This window comes from Rhizobacter sp. P2_D12 (genome assembly GCF_056404395.1).
In genome coordinates, this window is the sequence record NZ_JBFUEB010000007.1 from 1 (window position 1) to 23,550 (window position 23,550).

28 protein-coding genes are annotated in these 23,550 nt (G+C 69.6%); 13 read left to right on the top strand and 15 right to left on the bottom strand.

Going from position 1 to position 23,550, the window contains the following annotated elements; genetic code table 11:
- Positions 1-353 (top strand): winged helix-turn-helix domain-containing protein (locus tag AC1DYN_RS03480; protein WP_477957713.1); only part of this gene is annotated, 353 nt, incomplete at its 5' end.
- A 5-nt stretch (positions 354-358) separates the two neighbouring features.
- Positions 359-1,384: a sensor histidine kinase gene (locus AC1DYN_RS03485; protein ID WP_477957714.1), complete on the top strand. Its 1,026-nt coding sequence runs from the start codon at positions 359-361 to the stop codon at positions 1,382-1,384.
- A 22-nt stretch (positions 1,385-1,406) separates the two neighbouring features.
- Here the strand turns inward: AC1DYN_RS03485 and AC1DYN_RS03490 are convergent, their stop codons facing one another.
- From AC1DYN_RS03490 to AC1DYN_RS03530, 9 genes are all read right to left on the bottom strand, one after another.
- Complete coding sequence (locus AC1DYN_RS03490; RefSeq protein WP_477957715.1) at positions 1,407-3,014, bottom strand: gamma-glutamyltransferase family protein; 1,608 nt, start codon at positions 3,012-3,014, stop codon at positions 1,407-1,409.
- Positions 3,015-3,207: 193 nt separating this feature from the next.
- Positions 3,208-4,092 carry an ABC transporter permease gene (locus tag AC1DYN_RS03495; RefSeq protein WP_477957716.1) on the bottom strand — a complete coding sequence of 295 codons (885 nt, stop codon included), beginning with the start codon at positions 4,090-4,092 and terminating at the stop codon, positions 3,208-3,210.
- Positions 4,092-5,033: an ABC transporter permease gene (locus AC1DYN_RS03500; RefSeq protein WP_477957717.1), complete on the bottom strand. Its 942-nt coding sequence runs from the start codon at positions 5,031-5,033 to the stop codon at positions 4,092-4,094. The genes AC1DYN_RS03495 and AC1DYN_RS03500 overlap by 1 nt, the downstream gene beginning before the upstream one ends.
- Complete coding sequence (locus AC1DYN_RS03505; RefSeq protein ID WP_477957718.1) at positions 5,033-6,544, bottom strand: ABC transporter substrate-binding protein; 1,512 nt, start codon at positions 6,542-6,544, stop codon at positions 5,033-5,035. Before AC1DYN_RS03505 ends, AC1DYN_RS03500 begins: the two co-directional genes overlap by 1 nt.
- 19 nt (positions 6,545-6,563) lie before the next feature.
- A complete protein-coding gene (locus AC1DYN_RS03510; RefSeq protein ID WP_477957719.1) occupies positions 6,564-7,643 on the bottom strand; it encodes an ABC transporter ATP-binding protein in 1,080 nt (359 codons plus the stop codon).
- On the bottom strand, positions 7,640-8,611 hold the full coding sequence (locus AC1DYN_RS03515; protein WP_477957720.1) for an ABC transporter ATP-binding protein: 972 nt from the start codon (positions 8,609-8,611) through the stop codon (positions 7,640-7,642). The genes AC1DYN_RS03510 and AC1DYN_RS03515 overlap by 4 nt, the downstream gene beginning before the upstream one ends.
- Positions 8,608-8,952, bottom strand: coding sequence for a DUF1028 domain-containing protein (locus AC1DYN_RS03520; RefSeq protein WP_477957721.1), 345 nt, complete (start codon positions 8,950-8,952; stop codon positions 8,608-8,610). Before AC1DYN_RS03520 ends, AC1DYN_RS03515 begins: the two co-directional genes overlap by 4 nt.
- Before the next feature lie 97 nt (positions 8,953-9,049).
- Positions 9,050-9,265, bottom strand: coding sequence for a hypothetical protein (locus AC1DYN_RS03525; RefSeq protein ID WP_477957722.1), 216 nt, complete (start codon positions 9,263-9,265; stop codon positions 9,050-9,052).
- A gap of 12 nt (positions 9,266-9,277) precedes the next feature.
- Entirely contained in the window at positions 9,278-10,165 is an 888-nt protein-coding gene (locus AC1DYN_RS03530) for a LysR family transcriptional regulator (RefSeq protein ID WP_477957723.1), read from the bottom strand.
- Positions 10,166-10,269: 104 nt separating this feature from the next.
- Here AC1DYN_RS03530 and AC1DYN_RS03535 point away from each other — a divergent pair, with 104 nt between their 5' ends.
- Positions 10,270-10,782 (top strand): hypothetical protein, encoded by a 513-nt coding sequence (locus tag AC1DYN_RS03535; protein ID WP_477957724.1) that lies wholly within the window; start codon positions 10,270-10,272, stop codon positions 10,780-10,782.
- Positions 10,783-10,792: 10 nt separating this feature from the next.
- On the opposite strand, the gene AC1DYN_RS03540 is transcribed toward AC1DYN_RS03535, so the two are convergent.
- Complete coding sequence (locus tag AC1DYN_RS03540; protein ID WP_477957725.1) at positions 10,793-11,470, bottom strand: TetR/AcrR family transcriptional regulator; 678 nt, start codon at positions 11,468-11,470, stop codon at positions 10,793-10,795.
- An 84-nt stretch (positions 11,471-11,554) separates the two neighbouring features.
- Here AC1DYN_RS03540 and AC1DYN_RS03545 point away from each other — a divergent pair, with 84 nt between their 5' ends.
- The 7 genes from AC1DYN_RS03545 (at position 11,555) to AC1DYN_RS03575 (ending at position 18,512) form a co-directional block, all read left to right on the top strand.
- The gene (locus AC1DYN_RS03545) at positions 11,555-11,968 is read left to right on the top strand and encodes a DUF2147 domain-containing protein (protein WP_477957726.1); all 414 of its coding nucleotides are present in this window, start codon (positions 11,555-11,557) and stop codon (positions 11,966-11,968) included.
- A 28-nt stretch (positions 11,969-11,996) separates the two neighbouring features.
- Positions 11,997-12,875 (top strand): TorF family putative porin, encoded by an 879-nt coding sequence (locus AC1DYN_RS03550; RefSeq protein WP_477957727.1) that lies wholly within the window; start codon positions 11,997-11,999, stop codon positions 12,873-12,875.
- Positions 12,876-12,998: 123 nt separating this feature from the next.
- Positions 12,999-14,591, top strand: coding sequence for a xylulokinase (locus AC1DYN_RS03555; RefSeq protein WP_477957728.1), 1,593 nt, complete (start codon positions 12,999-13,001; stop codon positions 14,589-14,591).
- Complete coding sequence (locus AC1DYN_RS03560; protein ID WP_477957729.1) at positions 14,588-15,229, top strand: class II aldolase/adducin family protein; 642 nt, start codon at positions 14,588-14,590, stop codon at positions 15,227-15,229. Before AC1DYN_RS03555 ends, AC1DYN_RS03560 begins: the two co-directional genes overlap by 4 nt.
- Before the next feature lie 18 nt (positions 15,230-15,247).
- Positions 15,248-16,696, top strand: a complete 1,449-nt coding sequence (locus AC1DYN_RS03565; protein WP_477957730.1) for an aspartate aminotransferase family protein — start codon at positions 15,248-15,250, stop codon at positions 16,694-16,696.
- A gap of 4 nt (positions 16,697-16,700) precedes the next feature.
- Positions 16,701-17,327 (top strand): hypothetical protein, encoded by a 627-nt coding sequence (locus tag AC1DYN_RS03570; protein ID WP_477957731.1) that lies wholly within the window; start codon positions 16,701-16,703, stop codon positions 17,325-17,327.
- 12 nt (positions 17,328-17,339) lie between these two features.
- Complete coding sequence (locus AC1DYN_RS03575) at positions 17,340-18,512, top strand: MFS transporter (RefSeq protein WP_477957732.1); 1,173 nt, start codon at positions 17,340-17,342, stop codon at positions 18,510-18,512.
- Positions 18,513-18,545: 33 nt separating this feature from the next.
- Here the strand turns inward: AC1DYN_RS03575 and wrbA are convergent, their stop codons facing one another.
- From wrbA to AC1DYN_RS03600, 5 genes are all read right to left on the bottom strand, one after another.
- The gene (gene wrbA / locus AC1DYN_RS03580) at positions 18,546-19,145 is read right to left on the bottom strand and encodes an NAD(P)H:quinone oxidoreductase (RefSeq protein ID WP_477957733.1); all 600 of its coding nucleotides are present in this window, start codon (positions 19,143-19,145) and stop codon (positions 18,546-18,548) included.
- A 141-nt stretch (positions 19,146-19,286) separates the two neighbouring features.
- On the bottom strand, positions 19,287-20,273 hold the full coding sequence (locus AC1DYN_RS03585) for a hypothetical protein (RefSeq protein ID WP_477957734.1): 987 nt from the start codon (positions 20,271-20,273) through the stop codon (positions 19,287-19,289).
- Positions 20,274-20,425: 152 nt separating this feature from the next.
- Positions 20,426-20,761, bottom strand: a complete 336-nt coding sequence (locus AC1DYN_RS03590) for a hypothetical protein (protein WP_477957735.1) — start codon at positions 20,759-20,761, stop codon at positions 20,426-20,428.
- Between the two features lie 36 nt (positions 20,762-20,797).
- Positions 20,798-20,998 (bottom strand): hypothetical protein, encoded by a 201-nt coding sequence (locus AC1DYN_RS03595; protein WP_477957736.1) that lies wholly within the window; start codon positions 20,996-20,998, stop codon positions 20,798-20,800.
- Positions 20,999-21,014: 16 nt separating this feature from the next.
- Complete coding sequence (locus AC1DYN_RS03600; RefSeq protein ID WP_477957737.1) at positions 21,015-21,587, bottom strand: hypothetical protein; 573 nt, start codon at positions 21,585-21,587, stop codon at positions 21,015-21,017.
- 336 nt (positions 21,588-21,923) lie between these two features.
- Between AC1DYN_RS03600 and AC1DYN_RS03605 the strand changes: the two genes are divergently transcribed.
- The 3 genes from AC1DYN_RS03605 to AC1DYN_RS03615 all read left to right on the top strand — a co-directional run bounded on the left by AC1DYN_RS03605 (position 21,924) and on the right by AC1DYN_RS03615 (position 23,540).
- Positions 21,924-22,232, top strand: coding sequence for a hypothetical protein (locus AC1DYN_RS03605; RefSeq protein ID WP_477957738.1), 309 nt, complete (start codon positions 21,924-21,926; stop codon positions 22,230-22,232).
- 200 nt (positions 22,233-22,432) lie between these two features.
- On the top strand, positions 22,433-23,197 hold the full coding sequence (locus tag AC1DYN_RS03610; protein WP_477957739.1) for a hypothetical protein: 765 nt from the start codon (positions 22,433-22,435) through the stop codon (positions 23,195-23,197).
- A 34-nt stretch (positions 23,198-23,231) separates the two neighbouring features.
- A complete protein-coding gene (locus tag AC1DYN_RS03615) occupies positions 23,232-23,540 on the top strand; it encodes an FAD-dependent oxidoreductase (protein ID WP_477957740.1) in 309 nt (102 codons plus the stop codon).
- Positions 23,541-23,550 lie beyond the last annotated feature (10 nt).

The window sequence follows — 23,550 nt, forward strand, 5'->3', positions numbered from 1 at the left end:
CCATCCTGCGGCGCGCCGCACCGGCCGGCGACGAGGCCGCGCTGCCGGCGAAGCGGCTGCAGGCCGGGGCGCTGGAGCTGACGCCCGGCAGCCGCAGCGCGCTGTGGCGCGGCGAGCCGTTGGAGCTGACCGGTACCGAGTTCAGCCTGCTGGAGGTGCTCGCGCGCCAGGCCGGCCAGCTCGTCAGCAAGCAGGACATCTCGAAGCGCGCCTTCGGCCGGCCGCTGGAGCGCTTCGACCGGCGCATCGACGTGCACATCAGCAGCATCCGCCAGAAGCTGGGCACGCGGCCCGACGGGCAGTCGTGGATCCAGGGCGTGCGCGGCATGGGCTACCAGCTGCTGGTGGATTGACGACCATGGCGACCTTCTGGCGACTGTTCATCAGCCTGTGGGCGGTGTCGGTGCTGGCCTTCGGCGCCGCGGTGGGGGTGCTGCATTTCACCGGGCACAGGCCGCCCCCGGAGGACGCGCTGTTCCCGCTGCTGCCGATCGGCCTGGCGGCGCTGGTCAGCCTGATCTTCAGCGCCGGGGTCGCGGGCTTCCTGTCGCGCTCGCTGGGCCACCTGCGCTGGGGCCTGCAGCGGGCGGCGCAGGAACGCTTCGAGACACGGGTGCGTCCGCTGATGGACAGCCGCAGCAACGAGTTCATGGCGGTCGCGCACGAGTTCGACCGCATGGCCGAACGGCTGCAGCTGATGCAGGCGACGCGGCGCACGCTGCTGCACGACCTGTCGCACGAGTTGCGCTCGCCGCTGGCGCGCATGCAGGCCGCGATCGGGCTGAGCCGGCAGGATGCCGAGGGCGCGCGGCTGCTGCACGAGCGCATCGAGCGCGAGGTGCAGCGCCTGGACCTGCTGGTGGAGGAGCTGCTCACGCTGCACCGCCTCGAATCGGCGGACGACCCGGCCGGCGAACGGCTCGCGACCGAGCGCGTCGACCTGGTCGAGCTGCTGAACGCGATCACCGATGACGCCAACCTGGAGGCGAAGGCGGCCGAGGGCCGCAGCGTCGAACTGCGCAGCGACGGCGCCTTCGTCGCGAACGTCAACGGCGACCTCGTCTACCGCGCGTTCGAGAACGTGATCCGCAATGCGGTGAAGTACACCGCGCCGGGCAGCCGCGTCGAGGTGGAGGCACGGGTGTCGCAGGGCGGGCGGGCGCTGGAGGTGACGGTGTCCGACCGCGGGCCCGGCGTGCCGCAGGACAAGCTGCAGGCGATGTTCGAGCCCTTCGTGCGGCTGGAGGGCAGCGAGAGCGTGCGCGGCACCGGCCTCGGCCTGGCGCTCGCCAAGCGCGCCATCCTGTCGCACGGCGGGCGCATCGAGGCCCGGCGGCGCGACGGCGGCGGGCTGGTCGTCGGCATCCACCTGCCGGCGGGATGAGGCCGGACGGCGTCGTGGCCGTTCAGTACCCCACCGCCTGCCCGTCTCGGCGCGAATCGCTGGCGGCGACGTAGCCATCCTCCCCGTCGTCGCCCAGCTTCCAGATGAACTGCCCGCTGCCGTAGTCCATGTACGCATCGGGCGTCGGCTCGAAGCGGTGCCCCAGCGCCTTCAGCCCGTCGACGAGTGCGGGCGCCATCGTCGATTCGAAATCCACCGCCCGCCCCGCACCCACCTTCCAGCGCGGCGCATCGCAGGCCGCCTGCGGCTGCTGGCGGTGCACCAGCATGCGCACCAGCGTCTGCAGGTGGCCTTGCGGCTGCATGTTGCCGCCCATCACGCCGAAGCTCATCTGCGGCCGGTCGTCGCGCATCAGGAAGCCCGGAATGATGGTGTGGAACGGTCGCTTGCCCGGCGCAACGACGTTCGGGTGGTTCTCGTCCAGCGTGAAGCCGTGGCCGCGGTTCTGCAGGCTCACGCCGGTGCCCGGCACCACAACGCCGCTGCCGAAGCCCATGTAGTTGGACTGGATCAGGCTGACCATCATCCCGCGCTCGTCGGCCGCGCTCAGGTAGATCGTGCCGCCCTTCGGCGGCGTGCCGTGCGCCGGATCGGCGGCGCGCTTCGGGTCGATCCGCTTCGCGCGCTCGCTCAGGTAGCCGTCACTGAGCAGGTCTGCCGCAGTCACTGGCGTCATCGCACGTTCGTCCGCGACCCAGCGGTAGGTGTCGGCGAAGGCCAGCTTCATCGCCTCGATCTGCAGGTGCTGCGATTCGACGCTGTCGACCGGCAGGCGCCCCAGGTCCAGCCGCTCCAGCATGCCCAGCGCCATCAAGGCCGCGATGCCCTGCCCGTTGGGCGGGATCTCGTGCACCGTGTGACCGGCGAAATCCTTCCGGATCGTCGTGACCCATTCGGGCCGGTAGTTCGCGAGGTCCGACAAGGCCATGCTGCCGCCATGGGCCTTGGCGTGGGCCACCAGCTTCTCGGCGATCTCGCCGCGGTAGAAGGCCTCGCCCTTCGTCAGCGCGATCTGCCGCAGCGTGGCCCCGGCCTCGGCGAAGACGAAGCGCTCGCCGGGCTCGGGCGCGCGGCCGCGCGGCAGGAAGGCCTCGGCATAGCCGGGCTGGTCTTTCAGGCCCGGCACCTGGCGGGCCCACTTGTCGGACACGATGCGGCCGACGCCATGCCCGCGCTCGGCCAGCTCGATCGCCGGCTCCAGCAGGTCGGCGAACGGCAGCCTGCCGAAGCGCGTCGACAAGGCCACCCAGCCGGCCACCGCGCCCGGCGTGGTCACTGCATCCCAGCCGCGCACCGGCATCGCATCGCCATGCTTGCGGCGGAAGTAGCCCGGGGTCCATGCGGCCGGCGCGACGCCCGACGCGTTGAGGCCATGCAGTTGTTGCCCGTCCCACAGGATCGCGAAGTTGTCGCTGCCCAGGCCGTTCGACACCGGCTCGACGATGGTCAGTGCCGCCGCGGCGGCGATGGCGGCATCGACCGCGTTGCCGCCCTTGAGCAGCATGCGCAGGCCGGCCTGCGAGGCGAGAGCCTGCGAGGTGGCGACGACGTTGCGCGCCATCAGCGGGCTGCGGATGGTGGGGTACGGATTGTTCCAGTCGAAGTTCATGATGGGGATGGTGGGAATGTCGTTCGGGATCCATCTGTCGCATGAAGACCGTTCGGACTGAGCTTGTCGAAGGCCTGGTGGCTGCGCGCAAGGGCCTGCGGCGCGCTGCGGCGCCAACCCTTCGACACGGGCCCTCGACAAGCTCGGTCCCTGCCCAGGGCGAACGGTTCGTCGGTCATCACGCGATGCCTCATCATCGCTGCCGCGGATCCAGCGCATCCCGCAGCCCGTCGCCCAGCAGGTTGAAAGACAGCACCAGCAGGAAGATCGACGCCCCCGGCCAGATCGCCATCCAGGGCGCCGAGTCGACGTAGTTCTTCGCGGTATTGAGCATGCTGCCCCAGCTCGGCTGCGGCGGCTGCTGCCCGAGCCCGAGGAAGGACAGGCTGGCCTCGGCGATCACCGCCGACGCGATGGCCAGCGTCGCCTGCACGATGATCGGGGGCGTCACGTTGGGCAGCACGTGGCGCAGCGCGATGCGCAGCGGCGGGTTGCCGACGGCGCGCGCCGCCTCGATGTAGTCCTCGACCCGCACGTTGAGCACCTGCGCGCGCGTCAGCCGCACGAAGATCGGCGTAGCCGACACGCCGATCGCGATCATCGCGTTGCTCAGGCTCGGCCCGAGGAAGGCCGCCAGCGCGATCGCCAGGATCAGGAACGGACAGGCCAGGAAGGCATCGGTGATGCGCGAGATCAGCGCATCGGCGAACCCGCCGACGAACCCCGCCGCCAACCCGATCGGCACGCCCAGCAGCAGCGAAATGCTCACCGACACCACGCCGGCCAGCAGCGACGCGCGCGTGCCCCACACCACGCGCGACAGCACGTCGCGGCCGATCTCGTCGGTGCCGAACCAGTGCTCGGCGCTCGGTGCCTTGCGGATCGCACCCCAGCTGGTGGCCACCGGGTCCTGCAGGCCGAACCACGGCGCGAGCAGCGCCAGCGCGATGAAGCCCAGCACCACCGCCAGGCCGAGCAGCGCGCCGCGGCGGCGTTTCAGGCGCCGCCACGCGCGGCGCCACGGCCCGGCCTCGGAACGCGGCACGGTCGACATCGGAGCGGGAAGCACGGCCGCCATCAGCGCCTCAATCTCGGGTTGACCGCAAAGTAGGCCAGGTCGGCCAGCAGGTTCAGCAGCATGTAGGTGCTGGCGGTGACCAGCACCACGCCCTGCACCACCGCGTAGTCGCGGTTGAATACCGCATCGACCACCAGCTTGCCGAAGCCCGGGATCGTGAACACCTGTTCGGTGAGCACCGCGCCCGACAGCAGCGTGCCCAGCTCCAGCGCGCCCAGCGTGAGGATGGGCGTCAGCGCATTGCGCAGCGCATGCTTCAGCACCACCGTGCGCTCGCTCAGGCCCTTGGCCCGCGCGGTGCGCACGTAGTCGGCCGACATCACCTGCAGCATCGCGCTGCGCGTGTGGCGCATCAGCACCGCGGCGATCGCGTTGCCGAGCACGAAGGCCGGCATGGTCATCGCGGCCAGGTTGGCACCCAGGTCCTCGAACGGGCTCACGTAGCCCGAGGCCGGCAGCCAGCCCAGCTGCACCGAGAACAGCAGGATCATCAGGATGCCGAGCCAGAAGTTCGGCGTCGAGATGCCCCACAGCGCGAACGCATTGGCCGCATGGTCCCAGGCCGTGCCGCGCCCCACCGCCGAGACGATGCCCGACGGGATGCCGATGACCAGCGCGATCGCCATCGCCAGCAGCGCGAGCTCCACCGTCACCGGCAGCTTCTGCAGGACCAGGTCGAGCACCGGCTGCTGGTTGCGCACCGATTCGCCCAGGTCGCCGCGCAGCACGCCGCCTACCCAGTGGGCATAGCGCAGCGGCAGCGGCTCGTCCAGGTGCAGCCTGGTGCGCAGGTAGGCGATGACCTGCGGGTCCTGGTCTTCGCCGGCCAGGATCCTGGCCGGATCGCCGGGCAGCAGCTGCTGCAGCCCGAAGATCAGCATCGAGACGAACAGCAGCGTCGGCAGCAGCGTCGCGACGCGCTTGACGAGGTATTCGAACATCAGGGTGCGAGTTTCAGGCCTGCCACGCGCAACAGCCCGTCAGGCACGTTGCGCACGCCCGAGAGCTTGGCGTTGTAGGCCCACAGCCAGTTGCGGTGGTACAGGTAGACGATGGGCCGCTCCTTCAGCACGCGCGCGGCCACCTGTTCGAACACCTTCCTGCGCTCGGCCGGGTCGCGCAGCTCGCGCGAGCGGGCCAGCAGCGCATCGGTCTCGGCATCGCAGTAGCCGGCGTAGTTCAGCGGCTGCTTGCAGGCGTCGAAGCTGAACAAGTTGCCGTCCGGGTCGGCACGGCCGCTCCAGGCCAGCACCAGGGCCTCGTAGTCGCCCTTGTCGGCCATGTTCAGCGAGGTCGCGAACTCGGCGGCCTGGATCTTCACGTCGAAGCCGGCCTCGCGCGTCATCGCCTGCACCACCAGCGCCAGGCGCTGCGCGTCGGACGTGGTCGGCGCCACCAGCGTGAAGCTCGGGTTGGGCACGCCGGCTTCCTTCAGCAAGGCCTTGGCGCGCGCGACGTCGCGCTTGGGCACCGGCACGTTCTTCGCGTAGTACGCGTTGCCCGGCGCGACCCACTGGTTGCCCACCGTCGCCTCGTTGTCCATCACCACCTGCGCGATGCCTTGCCGGTCGAGCGCCAGCTCGAAGGCTTCGCGCACGCGGGCGTCGCGGCCCAGCGGGTTCTGCTTCGCCTTCTCGCTCTTGGCCAGGTTGATCGTGATGCCCTGGTAGCCGATCTCGGTGATGCGCGAGGTCTTGAGCTTCTTGTCGGACTGCAGCTTTTCCATGTCGCTGGAGGCCACGCGCTCGATGAAATCGAGCTGGCCGGACTTCAGGTTGGCCAGCCGCACCGTCGCATCCGGGATCGGCGTGTAGACCACCTTGTCGAAGTGGATCGCGTCCTTGTTCCAGTACTGCGCGAAGCGCTCGAACACGATGCGGTCCTGGGCGACGCGCTCGACGAACTTGAACGGGCCCGAACACACGGGCTTGACGCCGAACTTGTCGCCCGCCGCCTGCGCCGCCTTGGGCGACACCATCATGCCGGCGCGATCGGCCAGTTGCGCGAGCAGCGGCGAGAACGGCGCCGACAGGTTCAGCCGCACCGTCATCGGGTCGACGACGTCGACCGTGGTCACCGGCGCCAGCTCGCCGCGGCGGTTCGAGCCCGGCATCGTCTTGTGGCGCTCGATGTTGAACTTGACGGCGGCGGCGTCGAACTTCTCGCCGTCGTGGAAGCTGACGCCGGCGCGCAGCTTCAGCGTCAGCGCCTTGCTGTCGGCGGACCATTCGTAGGCGGTGGCCAGCTGCGGCACGATGGCGAGCTTCTCGTCGACGTCGAACAGCTTGTCGCACAGCGCGCTGAACACGACGCGGCCGACGAAGCTGCGTGCGAGCGACGGGTCGAGCACGTCGGGGTCTTCGGCCAGGCCGACGCGCAAGGCCTGCGCCGGCGCGAACAGCGGAACGAGCGCCAGCAGCAGCGCAGGGATCCATCGGGTCGGGGGGGTCATCGGGGGCTCCGGAAACAGCTCAGAAGGTGGGTTCGGCCTGCACGAAGGCCGACTGCAGGCGGGCCAGGCGCCGGCTGGCCGGCGTCGCCACGGGCGCTTCGTGCAGCGCGACAGGCGCCGGGATCTCGCGCCAGAAATGGCAGGCCACCGCGTGGCCGTCGTGCGTCTCGAGTGCCGGCGCCTGCTGCGCGCACAGCGCGCGCGCATGCGCGCAACGGGTGTGGAAGTGGCAGCCGCCGGGCGGATGCACCGGGCTCGGCACGTCGCCGGCCAGCAGCACGCGCTCGCGCTGCAGGCCCGGCTCGCGGATCGGGGCGGGATGCGGAATGGCCGACAGCAGCGCCTGCGTGTACGGATGCCGCGGCGCGGCGAACAGCGTGCGCTTGTCGGCCAGCTCGACCACGCGGCCGAGGTACATCACCGCGACGCGCGCCGCGATGTGCTTGACCACCGCCAGGTCGTGTGCGATGAACAGGTAGGCGATGCCGAAGCGGCGCTGCAGGTCCTGCAGCAGGTTCACCACCTGGGCCTGCACCGACACGTCGAGCGCCGACACCGCCTCGTCGCAGACGATCAGCTGCGGCTGCACCGCCAGCGCCCGCGCGATGCCGATGCGCTGGCGCTGCCCGCCGGAGAACTCGTGCGGAAAGCGCTGCGCATGCTCGGGCGCGAGGCCCACGGTGTGCAGCAACTCGGCCACGCGCTCGCGGTGACGGCCGGCGTGCAGGCCGTGCAGCATCAACGGCTCGGCCAGCGCCTGGCCGACCGTCATGCGCGGGTTCAGCGACGAGAACGGGTCCTGGAAGATGATCTGCATCGCACGGCGCCGCGCACGCAAGGCGGCGGCATCGAGCGTGCCGAGGTCCTGGCCGTCGAAGCGCACGCGGCCGGCGCTGGGTTCGATCAGCCGCAGCACGAGACGGCCGAGCGTCGACTTGCCGCAGCCGGATTCGCCGACCACGCCCAGCGTCTCGCCGCGGCCGATCGAGAGATCGACGCCGTCGACCGCGCGCACCGCGCCCTTCGCACGGCCGAACAGCCCGCGGCGCACCGGGAAGTGCTTGACCAGCCCCTCGACGCTCAGCAGCGGATCGCTCATGACAGCGGCGCCCTCCAGCAGGCGGCTTCGTGCCCGGGGGCGAGTTCGAACAGCTCGGGCTCGGCCTCGCGGCAGCGCGGCTCGGCGAACGGGCAACGCTCGGCGAACGCGCAGCCCGGTGGGCGGCGCAGCGGGCCGGGCACCTGGCCGTCGATCGATGCAAGCCGCGTGCGCTCGCCATCGAGCCGCGGCACCGACCCGAGCAGGCCGATGGTGTAGGGGTGCTGCGGGGTCTCGAACAGCACCTGCACCGGCGCGCGCTCGACGACGCGGCCGGCATACATCACGACCACCTCGTCGGCCACCTCGGCCACCACGCCCAGGTCGTGCGTGATCAGGATGACCGCGGTGCCGGTCTCCTGCTGCAGCGTGCGCATCAGCGCGAGGATCTGGGCCTGGATCGTCACGTCGAGCGCGGTGGTCGGCTCGTCGGCGATCAACAGCTGCGGCTCGCAGGCCAGCGCCATCGCGATCATCGCGCGCTGGCGCATGCCGCCCGACAGCTGGTGCGGGTGCTCGTGGAAACGCTGCTCCGGCGCCGGCATGCGCACCTTGCGCAGCATCGCCAGCGCCTGCGCCTCGGCCTCCGCGCGGCCGATGCGGCGGTGGCGCAGCAGCCCTTCGACGATCTGCTCGCCAATCGTGAAGACCGGGTTCAGCGACGACATCGGCTCCTGGAAGATCATCGCCATGCCGTTGCCGCGCAGGTCCTGCATCTGCTGCGCCGGGGCGCCGACCAGCTCGCGGCCTGCGAAGCGGATCGAGCCGCTGTCGATGCGCCCGGGCGGCGACGGCACCAGGCCCATGATGGACAGCGAGGTCACGCTCTTGCCGCAGCCCGACTCGCCGACGATGGCCAGCGTGCGGCCGGCATGCACGTCGAAGCTGACGCCGTCGACCGCCGGGAACTCGCCGTCGTCGGTCTTGAACTGCGTGCGCAGCTTGCGCACTTCGAGTAGCGCGCTCATGACGCGTTGAAGCGCTGGATGCGCAGCGCGGCGATCAGGCGTCCGGCGAATGGCAGCGTTGCGGATTCGCGATAGGTGCGCGCCGTCGCATCGATCACCTGCGGCCCGGCCAGCATGTTGCCGGCGATGCTGAAGTCGTCGAAGAGCCGATGGCCGCACCATTCGATGCATTGCGCGCCGGTGTGGGCCGCGGGTGCACCGCTCGCAGGCAGCAGGTGCACCTGGCGATGCGCACGGCCCGCATCGCCGGCCAGCAGGTTCTGCAGTGCAGCACCGGCCGCGTGGCCAGCGGCCAACAGCGCGAGGCCGGCAGCGCCGTCGCGGCTTGATCTCAACGACATCTTCTTGATCTCCGGCACATGGCGTGACCTGTGCAAGCAATGTGCCACCTGGGCGGGTGGCGTCCGTCCGGGTGAGCCGCAAGCCGGAAAATACGGCTCAAAAAGTGAGCCGTAAAAAAGTGATCGCGACCGCCACGTCGACGGCCTGGCCGAGGTCATCAACGACGCGGCGACCGGCTTCGAGCTGCCGCTCGACCATGACCGGCTGTATCGCTGGCAGTCCGCGCTGTTCCCCGGTGGCACGAGCGGCATCCGCCGCATCGCGGTGGGCCGCTACCGCGATCACGAAGACCCGAGCCTCGGCGCCAAGCAAGGCGGGTGCCGCTCAGCCCTTCCAGGCATCGCCATGCGCCAGCAGCGCCGCGCGAAGCCTGGCGGCGCTGGATGACTTTGCCAGGCCGCGCAGGTGGAAGCAGTGGTAGCGCAGGTTCGGCAGCTCGGGCAGTGCCACCGCCACCACGCCCTGCGGCAGGCGGCAACAGGCGTTGACCACGGCGAGCCCGATGTTCATCGCGACGAAACCCAGTATCAGCTCCCAGCCGTTGGCCTCCATCGCCACCGTCCACGGCACCTGCTCCGATTGCAGCAGCGCGCCCAGCATCTGCCGGTGCGGGCGCCCTGGCGGCGGCACCACCAGGCGTTCACCGCTCAGGTCCTTCAGCTTCAGGCGCGTGCGCCCCGCCAACCGGTGGTCCGCCGGCACCGCGAGCACCTGGCCCACCGTCGTCAAGGCCGTCGCCTGCAGGCCATCCGGCACGGTGTCGAGCGGCGCGACACCCAACTGGGCCTTGCCGCCCAGCACCGCCGCCACCGTCTGGTCGCGGTCCAGGCTCAGCAGGCGCAACGGCGCCTGGGCGTCGCGCTGGAAGCTTCCGATGCCGGTGCCGAGCAGGTAGAGGTACGCACCCTCGCCCGCGGCCAAGGTGACCGACTGCTCGCCGGCACCGTCGAGTCGCCCGAGGAATTCGTCCGCACCGGCGCGCAGCTGGCGCCCATAACGAGCCAGCGCTTCGCCGTGTTCGGTCAGTTCGAGCGCGCGGCCGACCCGCCGGTAGAGCGGCCGATCGAGCTGCTCGCCGAGCTTGCGCACCTTCACGTGCAATGCCGGCTGCGAGATGTGCAGCTTGCGCGCGGCCGCGCTGAAGTTGAGCGCGTCCGCGAACACCGCGAACGACAGAACGGCATCGAAGTCGAGTCGCGAAGCCTGGATCATGTATAGCTCTGGATTATAGAAGCTCTGGCAAGAGTAGTTCCCGAACAGCATTGACCTTCCTACGATGCCGCATCGAGTCAACGAGCAGCACGGAAGGAATCACCATGATCAAACTGGGAATCGACATCGGCCGCGTGCTGATCGCACCGGACGCGCCCGACGGCAAGGCCGACACCTCGTTCATCGGCGGGACGCTGGAGGCGGCGCTGGCGACGCCACCGTTCGACGGCATGTTCGACGCCGTGCCCGCACTCGTCCAGCAGTTCAAGGGCCAGGTCTGGCTGGTGTCCAAGGCCGGCCCGCGGGTCCAGGAGAAGACGCGCCTCTGGCTGCGCCGCCACGCATTCTTCGAGCGCACCGGCATCGCACCCGGCCACCTGCGGTTCTGCCTGGAGCGGCCACAGAAGGCATTGCACTGCCGCGAGCTGGGCATCACGCACTTCGTCGATGACCGGCCCGACGTGCTGGCCCACCTGGAAGGCGTCGTGGCCCATCGCTTCCTGTTCGGGCCGCAGAAGCGCCCCTGCGCGGCCCCCGGCATCGTGGCTGTGCCCTCCTGGGCCCAGGCGCGCACGGCCATCGAACAGTCGCTGGCCCGCAGCGCGCTCGCGCTGTGAAGCGCCGGGCCTAAGCCGCAGGCCTGACCCGGCTCAGGTGGCTCGCGATCATGCCGGCCACCGTCCGCGCGACCGCCTTCACGTCCAGCGGCTCGTCGAAGATCATCTCGACCGTCGCGTAGATCAGCTCCACCACGATGCGGCTGACGAGCTTCAGCTCGGCCGCGTCCGCGCCCGGCAGCGCCTTCGCCAGCAGCAGCGCCTGCTCCTGCGTGACGGCCGCGTGCGAGGCCAGCCGCACCTGCTGCAGCGCCGGCACCGCGCGCAGCGCGCGCATGATCCACACGCCGCCCATCGTCTGCAGCGTCACCTCGTAGGTGTCGACGATCAGCCCTTCGAGCGCCTGCTCCAGCACCTCGATGCCGCCGCCGAAGACCTCGATCGTGATCCAGTGGTCCACGCGCTCGTTCTGCCGCTGCATCAGCCGCTGGCCCAGCTCGGACAGCAGCGCGTACTTGTTCGGGAAGTAGCGGTACAGCGCCGGCGGCGTCAGCCCCGCGCGCTCGCACACCAGGTTGGTCGACAGCCGCTCGATGCCGACGTCGGCCAGCGTCTGCGCCGTCACCTCGAGGATGCGCTCGTAGGTCTCCGTCGCCCGCTGCTGCGCAGGCTGCTTCTTGGTGGCCAGCGAGGGTGGGGGCTTGCGGGTCGACGGCATCGGCAAGGTCGGGCGAGGGGCGTGCGGCATCAGGGATTGTCCGGGGAATGTTGTTGACACCAAACGGTAGTCATGACTATAAACTAGTCATCACTATCCAACGGTGCCGATGCCATGAAGTCCCTGCTGCCTGCTGCCCTGCTCTTGCTGGCCACTGCCGCGCACGCCGCCGGCCCCGACGATGCGAAGGGCCTGTGGATGACCGCGGAGAAGGATGCGGTGATCCAGTTCGCGCCGTGCGCCGATGCGGCCACCGCGCTGTGCGGGCGCATCGTCTGGGACAAGGACGCCGGCACGCCGAAGGACACCTGCGGCGTGCAGATCGCGCGGCTCGAGCGCTACGACAGCGACGCCTGGCGCGACGGCTGGGTCTACGACCCGCGCAGCACCAAGAAGTACAAGGGCATCGTCCGCATCAAGTCCGGCGAGCTCCACATCCGCGCCTTCGTCGGCGTCGAGATCCTCGGCGAGACGGAGATCCTGCGGCGCGTCCCGGCCCTGCCCGAGTCGCCGGCCTGCAAGTCCTGAAGTCGTCCCCCCACCCCTGGAGCCACCCATGCATTTCCGCTGTCTGCTTCCGGTCGCCCTCGGCGCACTGTTCACCGCCATCGCCCCGTCGGCCTTCGCGGCCGACACGGCCAGTTTCGCCGTCGACACCGACGTCAAGCTCACGTCCGACCAGCGCACCCGCGGCATCTCGGACTCCTTCAACCGGCCGGGCATCAAGCTCAGCGTGCAGGCCGCGCACGAGAGCGGGCTGATCGGGCTGGTCGAGCTCGCATCGGTCAGCAAGAAGCAGTTCCTCGACGGCAGCGGCGTCGGCGTGACGCTGGGCGGCGGCTACCGCTTCGGCGATCCGGAGGCCTGGCACTTCGGCGTCGGCCTCGCCACCGAGCTGTTCCCCGGCGCGAAGTTCGAGGCCCCGCACGGCTTCGACATGACCACCTTCACGCCGACGGATTTCCAGACCACGAAGTACGACAGCGCCTTCGCGGTGCTGGAGGTCGGCTACGGCGCGCTCGAAGGGCGCGTGCTGAACGTGATCTCCAAGACCTACCGCGGCGCCGACACCGGCGGCGTGTGCGGCACGATGCTCGCGCTGATGCCCGACCCGACGCAGGGGCTCGAGTGCTATGCGCGCGGCGACAACAACTCGCGCGGCAGCTGGCTGCTCGACCTGGACTACAAAGTCCACCTCGCACCGGCCACCACGCTGAACCTGCATGGCGGCTACCAGCGGATCCGGCACTTCTCGGAAGCGAACTTCTCCGACTGGCGCGTCGGCATCACGCACAAGCAATGGGGCTTCGACTGGAATGCCGACGTCGTGGCGACCAACACCCGCGTGCGCGAGCTGTACATCGCGCTCGACGGCGACGAGCAGCGCGCCACCGACAACACCAAGTTCGTCGTCTCCGTGTCGCGCCGGTTCTGAACAGGCCATGGCAAACACCCCGCTCGCCCTGAGCTTGTCGAAGGGTCGGACCCCTTCGACACGGGCCTGCGACGAGCTCAGCCCGGCTCAGGGCGAACGGGTTGTCGCGAGGTGAGTTCGCAATTGAACACGCGCGAACGCCTCGTGCTGGCCGTCGACCTGGGCACCTCCGGCTGCAAGACCGCGCTGGTGGGGCTGGATGGCACGGTGCACGCGTGGGCCTTCCGGCCGGTGGCGCTGCACGTGCAGGGCGCTGTGGCCGAGCAGGACCCGAACGCCTGGTGGGACGCCTTCCTGGCCGGCGCCGCCGAGGTGCTGAACGGCGATGCCGGGCTGCGCGCGCGCGTGGTCGCCGTGTGCTGCTCGGCGCAGACCGAGGGCACGGTGTGCGTCGACCGCGCGGGCGAGGCGATCGGCCCGGCACTGACCTGGCTCGATGCGCGCGGCGCCGACGCGATGGCGCGCCGCGCGCGCGGACGCGGCCTGCGCATCGAAGGCTACGGGCCGCTGAAACTGTGGCGCTGGCTGCGGCTCACCGGCGGCGCACCGTCGCTGTCGGGGCGCGACTCGGCCGGGCACATCGCCTGGCTGCTCGACCACGCGCCCGAGCGCTGCGAGCGCACGCACAAGTTCCTGAACGTGCTCGACTTCATGAACCTGCGGCTGACCGGGCGCTTCTGCGCGACACAGGACTCGGTGCTGACCTCGTGGATCACCGACAACCGCGACGTGCGGAAGGTGCGCTACGACGCCGGCCTGGTCCGCCTGCTGGGCGTCGCGCCCGACCAACTGCCCGAGATCGTGCAATCGACCGAGACCCTCGGCCCGCTGCTGCCGGCGGTGGCGCAGACGTTGGGGCTGAGCCCGAAGACACCGGTCGTGGCCGGTGCGGTCGACACCTCGGCCGTTGCCGTGGGCGCGGCCACCGGCGATTTCGAGACGCACCTGTACCTGGGCACCTCGTCGTGGCTGGGCGCGCACGTGCCCGCCATGAAGACCGACGTGCGCCACAAGATCGCCGCCGTGCCCTGCGCGGTGGACGGGCGCTACCTGGCGCTGGCGCTGCAGTCGACCGCGGGCGCGAACCTGTCCTTCCTGCGCGACCGCATCCTCTTCCACCCGGACGAGCTCGCCAGCGACGAAGAGCATCCTGCGGTCTACGAGCTGCTGAACACCATCGCCGCGCGCGTGCCGCCGGGCGCGCGCGGCCTGATCTACACGCCGTGGCTGCTGGGCGAGCGCACGCCGGTGGACGACCCGCACCTGCGCGCCGGGCTGCTGAACCTGTCGCTCGAGCATTCGCGCGAGGACATCTTCCGCGCCTTCCTGGAAGGCGTGGCGCTGAACACGCGCTGGATGCTGGAGCCGTTTACGCGGCTGCTCGGGCGCGACGCCGGCAGCATTGCCGCGGTGGGCGGTGGCGCGCAATCGGACGTCTGGTGCCAGATCATGGCCGACGTCAGCGGCCAGCCGATCCGCCAGCTGGAGAACCCGATCCAGGCCAACGCGATCGGCGCGGCCTTCATCGCCGCGGTGGGCATCGGCGCGCTGGCGTTCGCCGACCTGGCACCGCTGCGGCGCACGCGCCGCACCTACGAGCCGGCGCCCGAGCTGGGCGCTCTGTACGGCGACAAGTTCGAGACCTTCAAGGAAGTGCGCACGCGGCTGGCACCGCTGTATCGCCGGCTCAACGCAGCGCAGGGAGCACCGGCATGAGCACGTCGCGGATCCGCCAGGACATCGTCGACCTGTGCGTGGCGTTGTCGCGCCGCGGCCACCTGGCCGGCACCGGCGGCAACATCGCGCTGCGCATCGACGCACAGCGCTTCGCGGTGACGCCGTCGGCCACCGACTACCTGGCGATGGGCGCCGACGACATCTGCGTGCTGCGGCTGTCCGACCTGGCGCGGCTCGAAGGCGAACGCACGCCCTCGGTCGAGAGCGGCCTGCATGCGCGCGTGCTGCGCGCGCGACCCGACGTGCGGGCCAGCATCCACACGCACCAGCCGGTGGCGAGCGCGTGTGCCTTGCTCGGCCGCGCGCTGGAGGTGCCGGCCGGCGCGCTGCAGGCGTCGCTCGGGCGCCGCGTGCCCGTCGTCGGCTATGCGCCGTCGGGCACGGCGTGGCTGTCGGCCAAGCTCGCGCGGCAGCTGCGCGGCGACATCAACGCCTACCTGATGTTCAACCACGGCGCGCTGTGCTGCGGCGCCGACGTGCCGGCCGCCGTGCAGGCGGTCGAAGACCTCGAAACCCTCTCGCGCCAGCACCTGCTGCATCGCATCGCCGCACGCGCCGAACGCGAGCCCTCGATGCAGGCGGCACTGCGGCGTGTCGCCGCCGCACTCGCCACCTGACCCACCCTGGATCGCCCAATGAGCCCCCTGCCCTCCATCTCGGCCTGGCCCGACGTCGATGCCCTGTACCGCCGCTTCGATGCGCTGGTGAAGCAACCGATGCGGCCGATCAAGCCCGAGCACATGGCGCGCGTGATGCGCTGGTTCGACGAGCGCTGCCCGCGCAGCAAGCGGCTGGGCGAGCGGGCCCAGGCGGTGATCCCCGGCGGCGTGCAGCACAACCTGGCCTTCAACCATCCGTTCCCGCTGGCCATCGCCAAGGCCGAGGGCGCGCACCTGGTCGACGTCGACGGCAACCGCTACACCGATTTCCTGCAGGCCGGCGGGCCGACGCTGCTGGGCTCGAACCATGCGGCGGTGCGCACTGCGGTGAACCAGGTGCTCGACGAATGCGGCCCGGTCACCGGGCTGCTGCACGAATACGAAGTGAAGCTGGCCGAACTGGTGTGCCGGCACATGCCGGCGGTGGACATGCTGCGCCTGCTGGGCTCGGGCACCGAGGCGGTGATGGGCGCGGTGCGGCTGGCGCGCGCCTACACGCGGCGCAAGTGGATCATCAAGGTGGGCGGCGCATACCACGGCTGGAGCGACCAGCTGGTGTACGGCATGCGGCTGCCCGGCACCGGCCGCATGGAGGCGGTGGGCATCCCGCGCGGCGCGACCGCGCACACGCAGGAGTGCGCGCCGAACGACCTGGACGCGCTGCGCCGCAAGCTGCAGCTGAACCGCCTGCGCGGCGGCACCGCGGCCGTGCTGCTGGAGCCGCTGGGCCCCGAGAGCGGCACGCGGCCGGTGCACCCCGACTACAACCGGCAGGTGCGCGCGCTGTGCGACGAGTTCGGCGCGCTGATGATCTTCGACGAGGTGGTCACCGGTTTTCGGGTCGGCATGGGCGGCGCGCAGGCCTACTTCGACGTCAAGCCCGACCTCACCGTGCTGGGCAAGTGCCTGGCCGGTGGCTACCCGATGGCCGGCGCGATCGGCGGGCGGCGCGACGTGATGATGCTGCTGGTGGGCGGCATCGGCACGACGGCGCGGCGCGCGTTCGTCGGCGGCACGCTGTCGGCGAACCCGCTGTCGTGCGTGGCCGGCTACCACGCGCTGATGGAGGCGCAGCGGCTCGATGCGGCCGGCGTGGCGGGACGTGCGGGCGACCGGCTGCGCCAGGGGCTGGACGAGATCATCCAGCGGCTCGGGCTGCCGTACGTGGCCTACAACCTGGGCTCGATCGTGCACCTGCAGACCTCGGGCGTGCTGCTGCTGGACACCGGCAACCTGCTGAAGCTGCTGCGCGTGAAGGACGAGGCGAAGCGGCGCAAGCACATGATGGAGGAGATGGGCGCGGCCTACACCGCGCACGGGCTGATCACGCTGGCCGGCAGCCGCATCTACACGAGCCTGGCCGACACCGACGACGTGATCGACGATGCGCTGAACCGCTTCGAAGACGTGTTCAAGCTGGTGTGATGCGATGACGACGCCCGAACACCGATGGCAGCAGCTGCGCGACCGCTTCGTCGCCCGGATGCCCATCCGGGATGGTGCCGAAGCGAGCCTGTCGCTGCGCATTCCCGGCCAACCCGCCATGTGGTTCGGCGATGCATCGGCCGACGCCCCGCGGCAGCTGCCGCTGGCATCGGCATCCGGCGAGGCCACCGTGCACGCCGCGGTGTACGCGGCCCGCGCCGACGTCGGCGCGGTCGCGGCCGGCGGCGGCACCTACGGCCTGAGCCTGGCCGATTTCGGCGGCACGATGCCGCAGGTGTTCGACGAGCAGGCACGCCACCTGGGCCCGATGGGGCCGGCCGCGGCGGCACCGGGCGACCTGGCCGCCTCGCTGCGGGGCGGGGGCAATGTCCTGCTGCTGCAAGGCCGCCCGCTGTGCCTGGGCACCACGGCCACGCGCCTGTCGCTGAACGCCGAGCTGTTCGAGAAATGCGCCAAGGCCTACGTGCTGGCCGCGGCCGCCGGCGGCCCGGTGCGCCCGCTGCCGTGGTTTGTGCGCATGATTGCCAACCGCAGGCTGCGCAAGGACGAACTGCGTGCCGCGCAGCGCCTGGCACAAGGCCTGCTCCCCGAAGAGAGCCAGGGTTACTGAGGAGAACGCTGCATGACGACGAGCCCCACCCCGCAGATGTCGCGCCGCCAGGTCGGCGCGGCGCTGGCCGTCGGCACCATCGCGATCCTGATGGTGGGCATCCAGCCCATCCTGCTGGGCGAGCTGGTCGAGGCGAAGCAGGTGAGCCTGGAGGGGGTGGGCATCGTCGCGATGGCCGAGATCGTCACGCTGGGGCTGGGGGTGGTGCTGGGGGATGCGCTGCTGCCGGGGGCACGGCTGCGCCTGATCACGATCGTCGCGGCATTGCTGGCGGCCGGGCTCGACCTGCTGACGATGTCGCTCGGCGGCGACGGCGCGTTGACGGGCGTGCGGGCCGCGGCCGGGCTGGCCGAGGGCGTGGTGGTGTGGGGCACGACCGGGGTCGTGGTGCGCAGCGCCAACCCGGCGCGCGTGGGCGGCATCTTCTTCGTCGTGCAGACGATCGCGCAGGCGGCGCTGGGGGCGGTGCTGGCGAACGCGGTGATCCCGCGCTGGGGCTGGCAGGGCGGCTTCGCGACGCTGGCGCTGCTGGCGTTGTTGCCGTGCGTGCTGGCGTTCGTGCAACCGGCGCGGCTGGCACCGTTGGCGGCGGCGGCGGTGTCGGGCTTCCGGTGGTCGGTGGCGACCTGGCTGCCGCTGGTCGTCGCCTTCCTGCAGCTGGCGACGCTGGGCTCGTTCTGGGCCTACCTGGAGCCGTTGGGCAAGGCGGCCGGCTTCGATGCGCGGGCCGCGCAGACGCTGATCGCCGGCGTGCTGGCGATGCAGGTGGTGGGCGGCAGCCTGGCATCGCTGGTGGTGGCGCGGCTGGCGGTGGTGCCGACGCTGGTCGGCTGCTCGGCGGTGCTGGCGGCCGTGACAGCCACGCTGCATGCATTGCCGCCGGGCAGCACGCTGAACTTCGCGCTCGGTTGCGCGCTGTTCGGCTTCGTGTGGATGTTCATGCTGCCGTTCCACATCGGCTTGGCCTTCAAGGCCGATGCGAGCGGACGGGTGGCCGGGCTGGTGCCGGCGGCCCAGTTGCTGGGCAGCGCCTTCGGGCCGCTGACGGCGTCGTTCATTGTCGAGGGGGAGAACGCGGGCGCGGTGCCGCTGCTCAGCGCGGGGTTCGCGGTGGCAGCGGCACTGCTCTTGCTCTTGCGCGGACGGACTCGCCGGGCGGGTGCCCATCCGGGGCACGCCAGCTGACGGACATCCCGGATCGGCATCCGGGCTGCGGGATCAGCTGGCCAGCTTGGCGGCGATCTGGGCCACGTGCTTGCCCTGGAAGCGCGCGCCTTCGAGTTCATTCGCCGAAGGCTGGCGCGAGCCGTCGCCGCCGGCGATGGTGGTGGCGCCGTACGGGCTGCCGCCGGTGATCTCGTCGAGCTTCATCTGGCCTTGCCATGCATACGGCAGGCCGACGATGACCATGCCCTGGTGCAGCAGCACGGTGTGCGTGCTCAGGATGGTGCTTTCCTGGCCGCCGTGCTGCGTGGCGGTGCTCGCGAACACCGAGCCGACCTTGCCGACCAGCTTGCCGGCGAACCACAGCGGGCCGGTCTGGTCCAGGAAGTTCTTCATCTGCGCAGCCATGTTGCCGAAGCGGGTGGGCACGCCGAAGATGATCGCGTCGTAGTTGGGCAGTTCATCGACCGTGGCGATCGGGGCAGCCTGGTCGAGCTTGAAATGCGAGGCCTTGGCAATGGCTTCCGGAACGATCTCGGGCACGCGCTTGATGTCGACCGTGGCGCCGCCGCTGCGGGCCCCTTCGGCAACGGCTTGCGCCATGGTCTCGATGTGGCCGTAGCTGCTGTAGTAGAGGACGAGGACTTTTGCCATGAGGTGCTCCTGGTTGGGTGGGCTGGAGCGGATTCTGGTCGCCTGACAGCGGCGCGGATTGCGCCGGGGCGAACACACGGTTCAAATGCAGTGAATGGTCCTGGCCCGCTCAGCCGGGGTCCTTGTCGAACGCCGTGATGGCTATCCGTGCAGCTGGACCACCGTGATGCCCTCGGCGTCCGCGAGCGCAAAGCGCTGCCCCGCGGAATCGATCGCGATCACGGGCAGCACCGTGTCCGGCGCCACGATGGCGCTGACCTGGTTGCCGGAGTCGAGGTGCGGCCACGCGAGCACCTCGGTGCCGGTGGGGACGTGGATCAAGCGCGGGTGGCCGTGCAGCGCGAGCACGTGGTGGTTGCCGATGGCGGCGATGCGACCCAGGCTGCCCACCCCGCCGATGACGATGGGCGAGGTGGAGCGGCGCGGGTCGTGGATGCGCAGTTCGCCGTGCTCCAGGGGGCCGTCGTCTTCGCCGGCAAACACGTCACCCTTCATGGCAATGGCCCAGCGGCCGTCCGGGAAGAAGGCTGCGCTGCTTTGCGCCGCACCTTCGAAGGCGCCGATGCCTTGGCCATCCAGGTGGGCGGGATCCGCCAGTGCCGAGACGACGTCGTAGACGCAGACTTCTTCGGCGGGGTGCCACACCCACCCGGCACTCAGGAGGTAACGGCCATCGGCAGATGCCGCCAGCCGCGAATGGAACACGTCGCCGGGTTCGCGCGGCACCGTGTCTGTCAGCAGCTCGCCCGTCAGGACGTCCTCGATGTCGAGCCGGCAGTATGCGCGCGGGCAATGGGCCAACAACACCCGGCCGGACGGCTGGCGAAGCAGCGCGATAGGGTATTCGTAGAGATCGGCGTGGTAGTAGCTGCGGTTGATCTCGCGCACCACCTTGCCGTCCTGGAGCACCAGGCCCTTGGTGCCGCAACGCGTGTAGATCACCGAGAAGGCGCTGCCCGCCAGCGATGCCACCGCATCGAAGCCGTAGGCGTAGCGCACGAGCTGCGGAAGCATCTCGCCCTGCAGCCGGTAGCGCTGGCCGCCGCCGACCCAGTCGACCAGGGCGTCATCGTCCCAGGCGAGGGAACGGACACCTTTGGCGGGGATGCGGGTTTCGGTCGGACGCATCGGGCGCGCAACTTCGGCGTGATGGGGTTGCGAGGCAGTCTAGCAACTTCGCGAAAACGCTGTCAGGCATCTCCATGCAGGCTCGGGACGAAGCCGCGGTGCGCCGCATCATGCGGGCAATGACGCCCCAGAAGACGGCGAGCAAGGCCACCTCACAGCCCATCGATCTGCTTCCGGAGCTCCTTCAGTTCCTCGAACGCGACCGCGAGTGTCTTCTCGCTGTCCACGCCGAAGAACTTGTTGCACGCTTCATGGTGGGTCTTGAGGAGCGTCCGCATCTCTGCGCAGAGCAGCCTCAGCGCCGACACCTCGTGGCGGGATTCGGCCGCACTGAGCTGCACAGCGGCAAGATCTGCAATGACCTGGAGATGCGCGAGGTAAGCCGGGCCCAGCAAGACCGATGCGCCACGTTGCCCGGTGACGGTCACGACCGCTCCGTCATCGCCCTCTTCAAGCACGGCGATCTCTTCGTATTGCTTCAGCTTCATGGGCGACTCCGCGCAGACGGTTCGATCGAGATGCAACTACCCATCCAGGAACCCTCCGCGGTAGAAGCACCAGGCCGTTCCATCGTGGAGGTAGAAGTGCCCGTCGGCGCAGAAATCCTTGCCGGGAAAGAACTCGCGGTAGGCCTTGGGCACCAGCCTGATCAACTGCTCGTCCGAGAGCTCTTCGAACTGCTCTGGCGTGACCGGGCGTCCGACGCGGAGTTGGATGGGTTCCATGGCGCGCAGTATGCAATCAGCGTCGAACTCTTGACGCCACCAGCCGCGCATGCGCCTCGGAAAGCGCCAGCCATTTCGTCTCGAACCGCTGGAGATACCGCTGCACCAGATCGTTCAGCAGGTACCGCTCTCTCGGGCCATGGGGGCTCCAGGCCTCTTCACGGATCCTCGCGACGATGGACCTGACGGTGCTGATGGCACAGCCGCCCGCCACGGCCGCCTCCTTGAGGTTGGCGGCGCGCTCCAGTGGATCGACGACGAAGTACGCTCTCGCGGCACCGAAGAACGGCACGAACTTGTCGTCATCGATCGCGTCCGACAGCACCGCGATATCGCGAACCAGCTCGTGGCGCACGCCCGCCTGCGCCAAGCGCTCTTCCTGCAGCTGGGCCGCGATGCGCCATAGGTCTTCCTGGTTCTCGAGCCTGAGCAGGCAGGCTTGCAGCATCCGCACGTGATCCGCATGGACGAGCCGCGCTGTCTCGAACAAGGGCGCAATGACCGTCTCGTACCGGGCGTGGTTCCGGCTCTCCCGGTACTGGGCCAGTTCCGCCACCTTCTCCGCCAGCTTGATCAGCGCATCGAGCATGTTGCACCCCGCATCGGGAAGCTTACTGCTTGCACCGCAGGCTTGGCTCGGTGCAGGCCGTGGCACCATGCGGACGGACCGCCCCTGGCTGAACACGCGAAGTCAATCTACGTCCGGGTCAACGGCATCGAAGCCGCCTCCTGCTCAAGGTCACGATTTCGGGAAGATTTCCAACATCACGCGCTCCGAAGTTGATCTCAGAGAGATCAAGCAAGACGCCAGTGGCGAATGGCAAGAGGTCCGGACACTGCTGATGCACTTGGCGCCATCCACCCGGTTGCCCGACGCAGACTGCATGTGTCAGGGTAGATTGCGACTTGAACGAGGAGGGATCAAATGTTCGATCGCATGATCGCCACGATGCTGGGCGCCGCATCGGGGGCGCTGCTTTACTTCGGATTCCATTTTCTTTCATCGCGCCATGGCATCGGCAGCGGTCACTGGTCCTGGCCCGGGCCGGTCAGGTGGTTCGTCCTTGCAGGGGCAGTGATCGGGTTCGTCGGAGGGCGAGACGTGGCCGAGCGCCTGTGGTCGAATGCCAGGGATGAATTGCGTGAAGACGCCAGATGGGGCATCGGCACAGGCGCGGTCATTCTTGTCTTCGTGCTGATCGTGGCGGCGGGGCTCTTTTTCGCCACTCGATGAACCGCGACGTCGGCGTGCTTCACGTGGGCTCCGGCGAGACGCCTACACCGCAGCCTCGGCAGCTGGCTTGAGAGCACCGTGGACGGCTTTGCCGCTCGCGAAGGACGCGGTCATCCCAAGCAGGCCGCCGAAGACCGACCTTTGACGGGATGTGGAAACATGCATGTGGGGTCTTGGGTTGGTAGATGGGAGGACGCGGAATGAGAGCAGGCTGGAACCCCGGGCGCCGGAACAGAAACGCCGGAACCAAGGCCCATGGTCACGGATTGAACAACAAGATGACCATTCCGGAGTCTTGGCACGAAGCCAAGTGCTTCTATGAATACCTGGCTTCCTATGACGTGGTCAAACGGCGCATTGCAGGCTGCGATCTTGTCTTCCTGGTGGAGCCCACCCGAGCAGGCTGGTTCCATCCATGCACCGTCGAGGATGTCTGTTTCGCGCTGTCTGCGCTGCCACCGGAGCACGTCGCGACCTTCGACCTCGTGGTGATGCGACAGCCGACTCGCAAACAGCGCCTGCTCAGCCCGGTGTGGGGGCGGGCGATTTTCGCCTTCGATGTTGCTGAATACAGTGGCGCAGCCATCGTTCTGGAAGCCCAGAACAACGAGCCGGTGGCTTGGCCGCTTTCATTGTCTCCAGCCGAAGCACGCGAACTCGACCGCCTTCGTGCCGACGGCCATGAGGTCCGAAAGTCAAAGCGAAAACTCGAGATCGTCACGACCCCGCAATCCTTGCGGAACACGATGCTCTATCGGACGCTGCTTCATGAGGTCGGCCACCACGTCGACCATTCCCAGTGCCCGAGAGACCAGTGGCACGGGAGAACGTCGCTGTCCAAGGAAGACTATGCCCATCGGTATGCCACCGAGGCCTTGACGAAGCTTCGAGAACGGGGCGTGGTGCCATTCGCCCAGTTGCTCGACGCAGACAGCCTGCGCCAGGGTGGATTGCAACCCGAGTGACAGTCGCATTCGTGAACGTGGAGCCGGCGGGGCATTGAAGCTTGCGGTGATCGGACGCGGCGTGATCGGGTCGGCGGCTGCTCGCCACCTGGCCAGGATGGGCCACGATGTCGCGCTGATCGGCCCCGACGAGCCGGCCGACCTTGCGCACCATGCCGGGGTCTTCGGGAGCCACTGCGACGAGGGCCGCATCACGCGCACTTTCGATCCGGGCCCGTTCTGGCGAGAGGCGAACCGTGCCGCGATTTCGCCCTACCGCGAGATCTCGGCGGAAATCGAACTGGCCCGGCTGGGTGGCATGGCCTTGCTCGGCGAGTTCAGCGCCGAGCTCGCGCCCGGTTGACGACGGGATC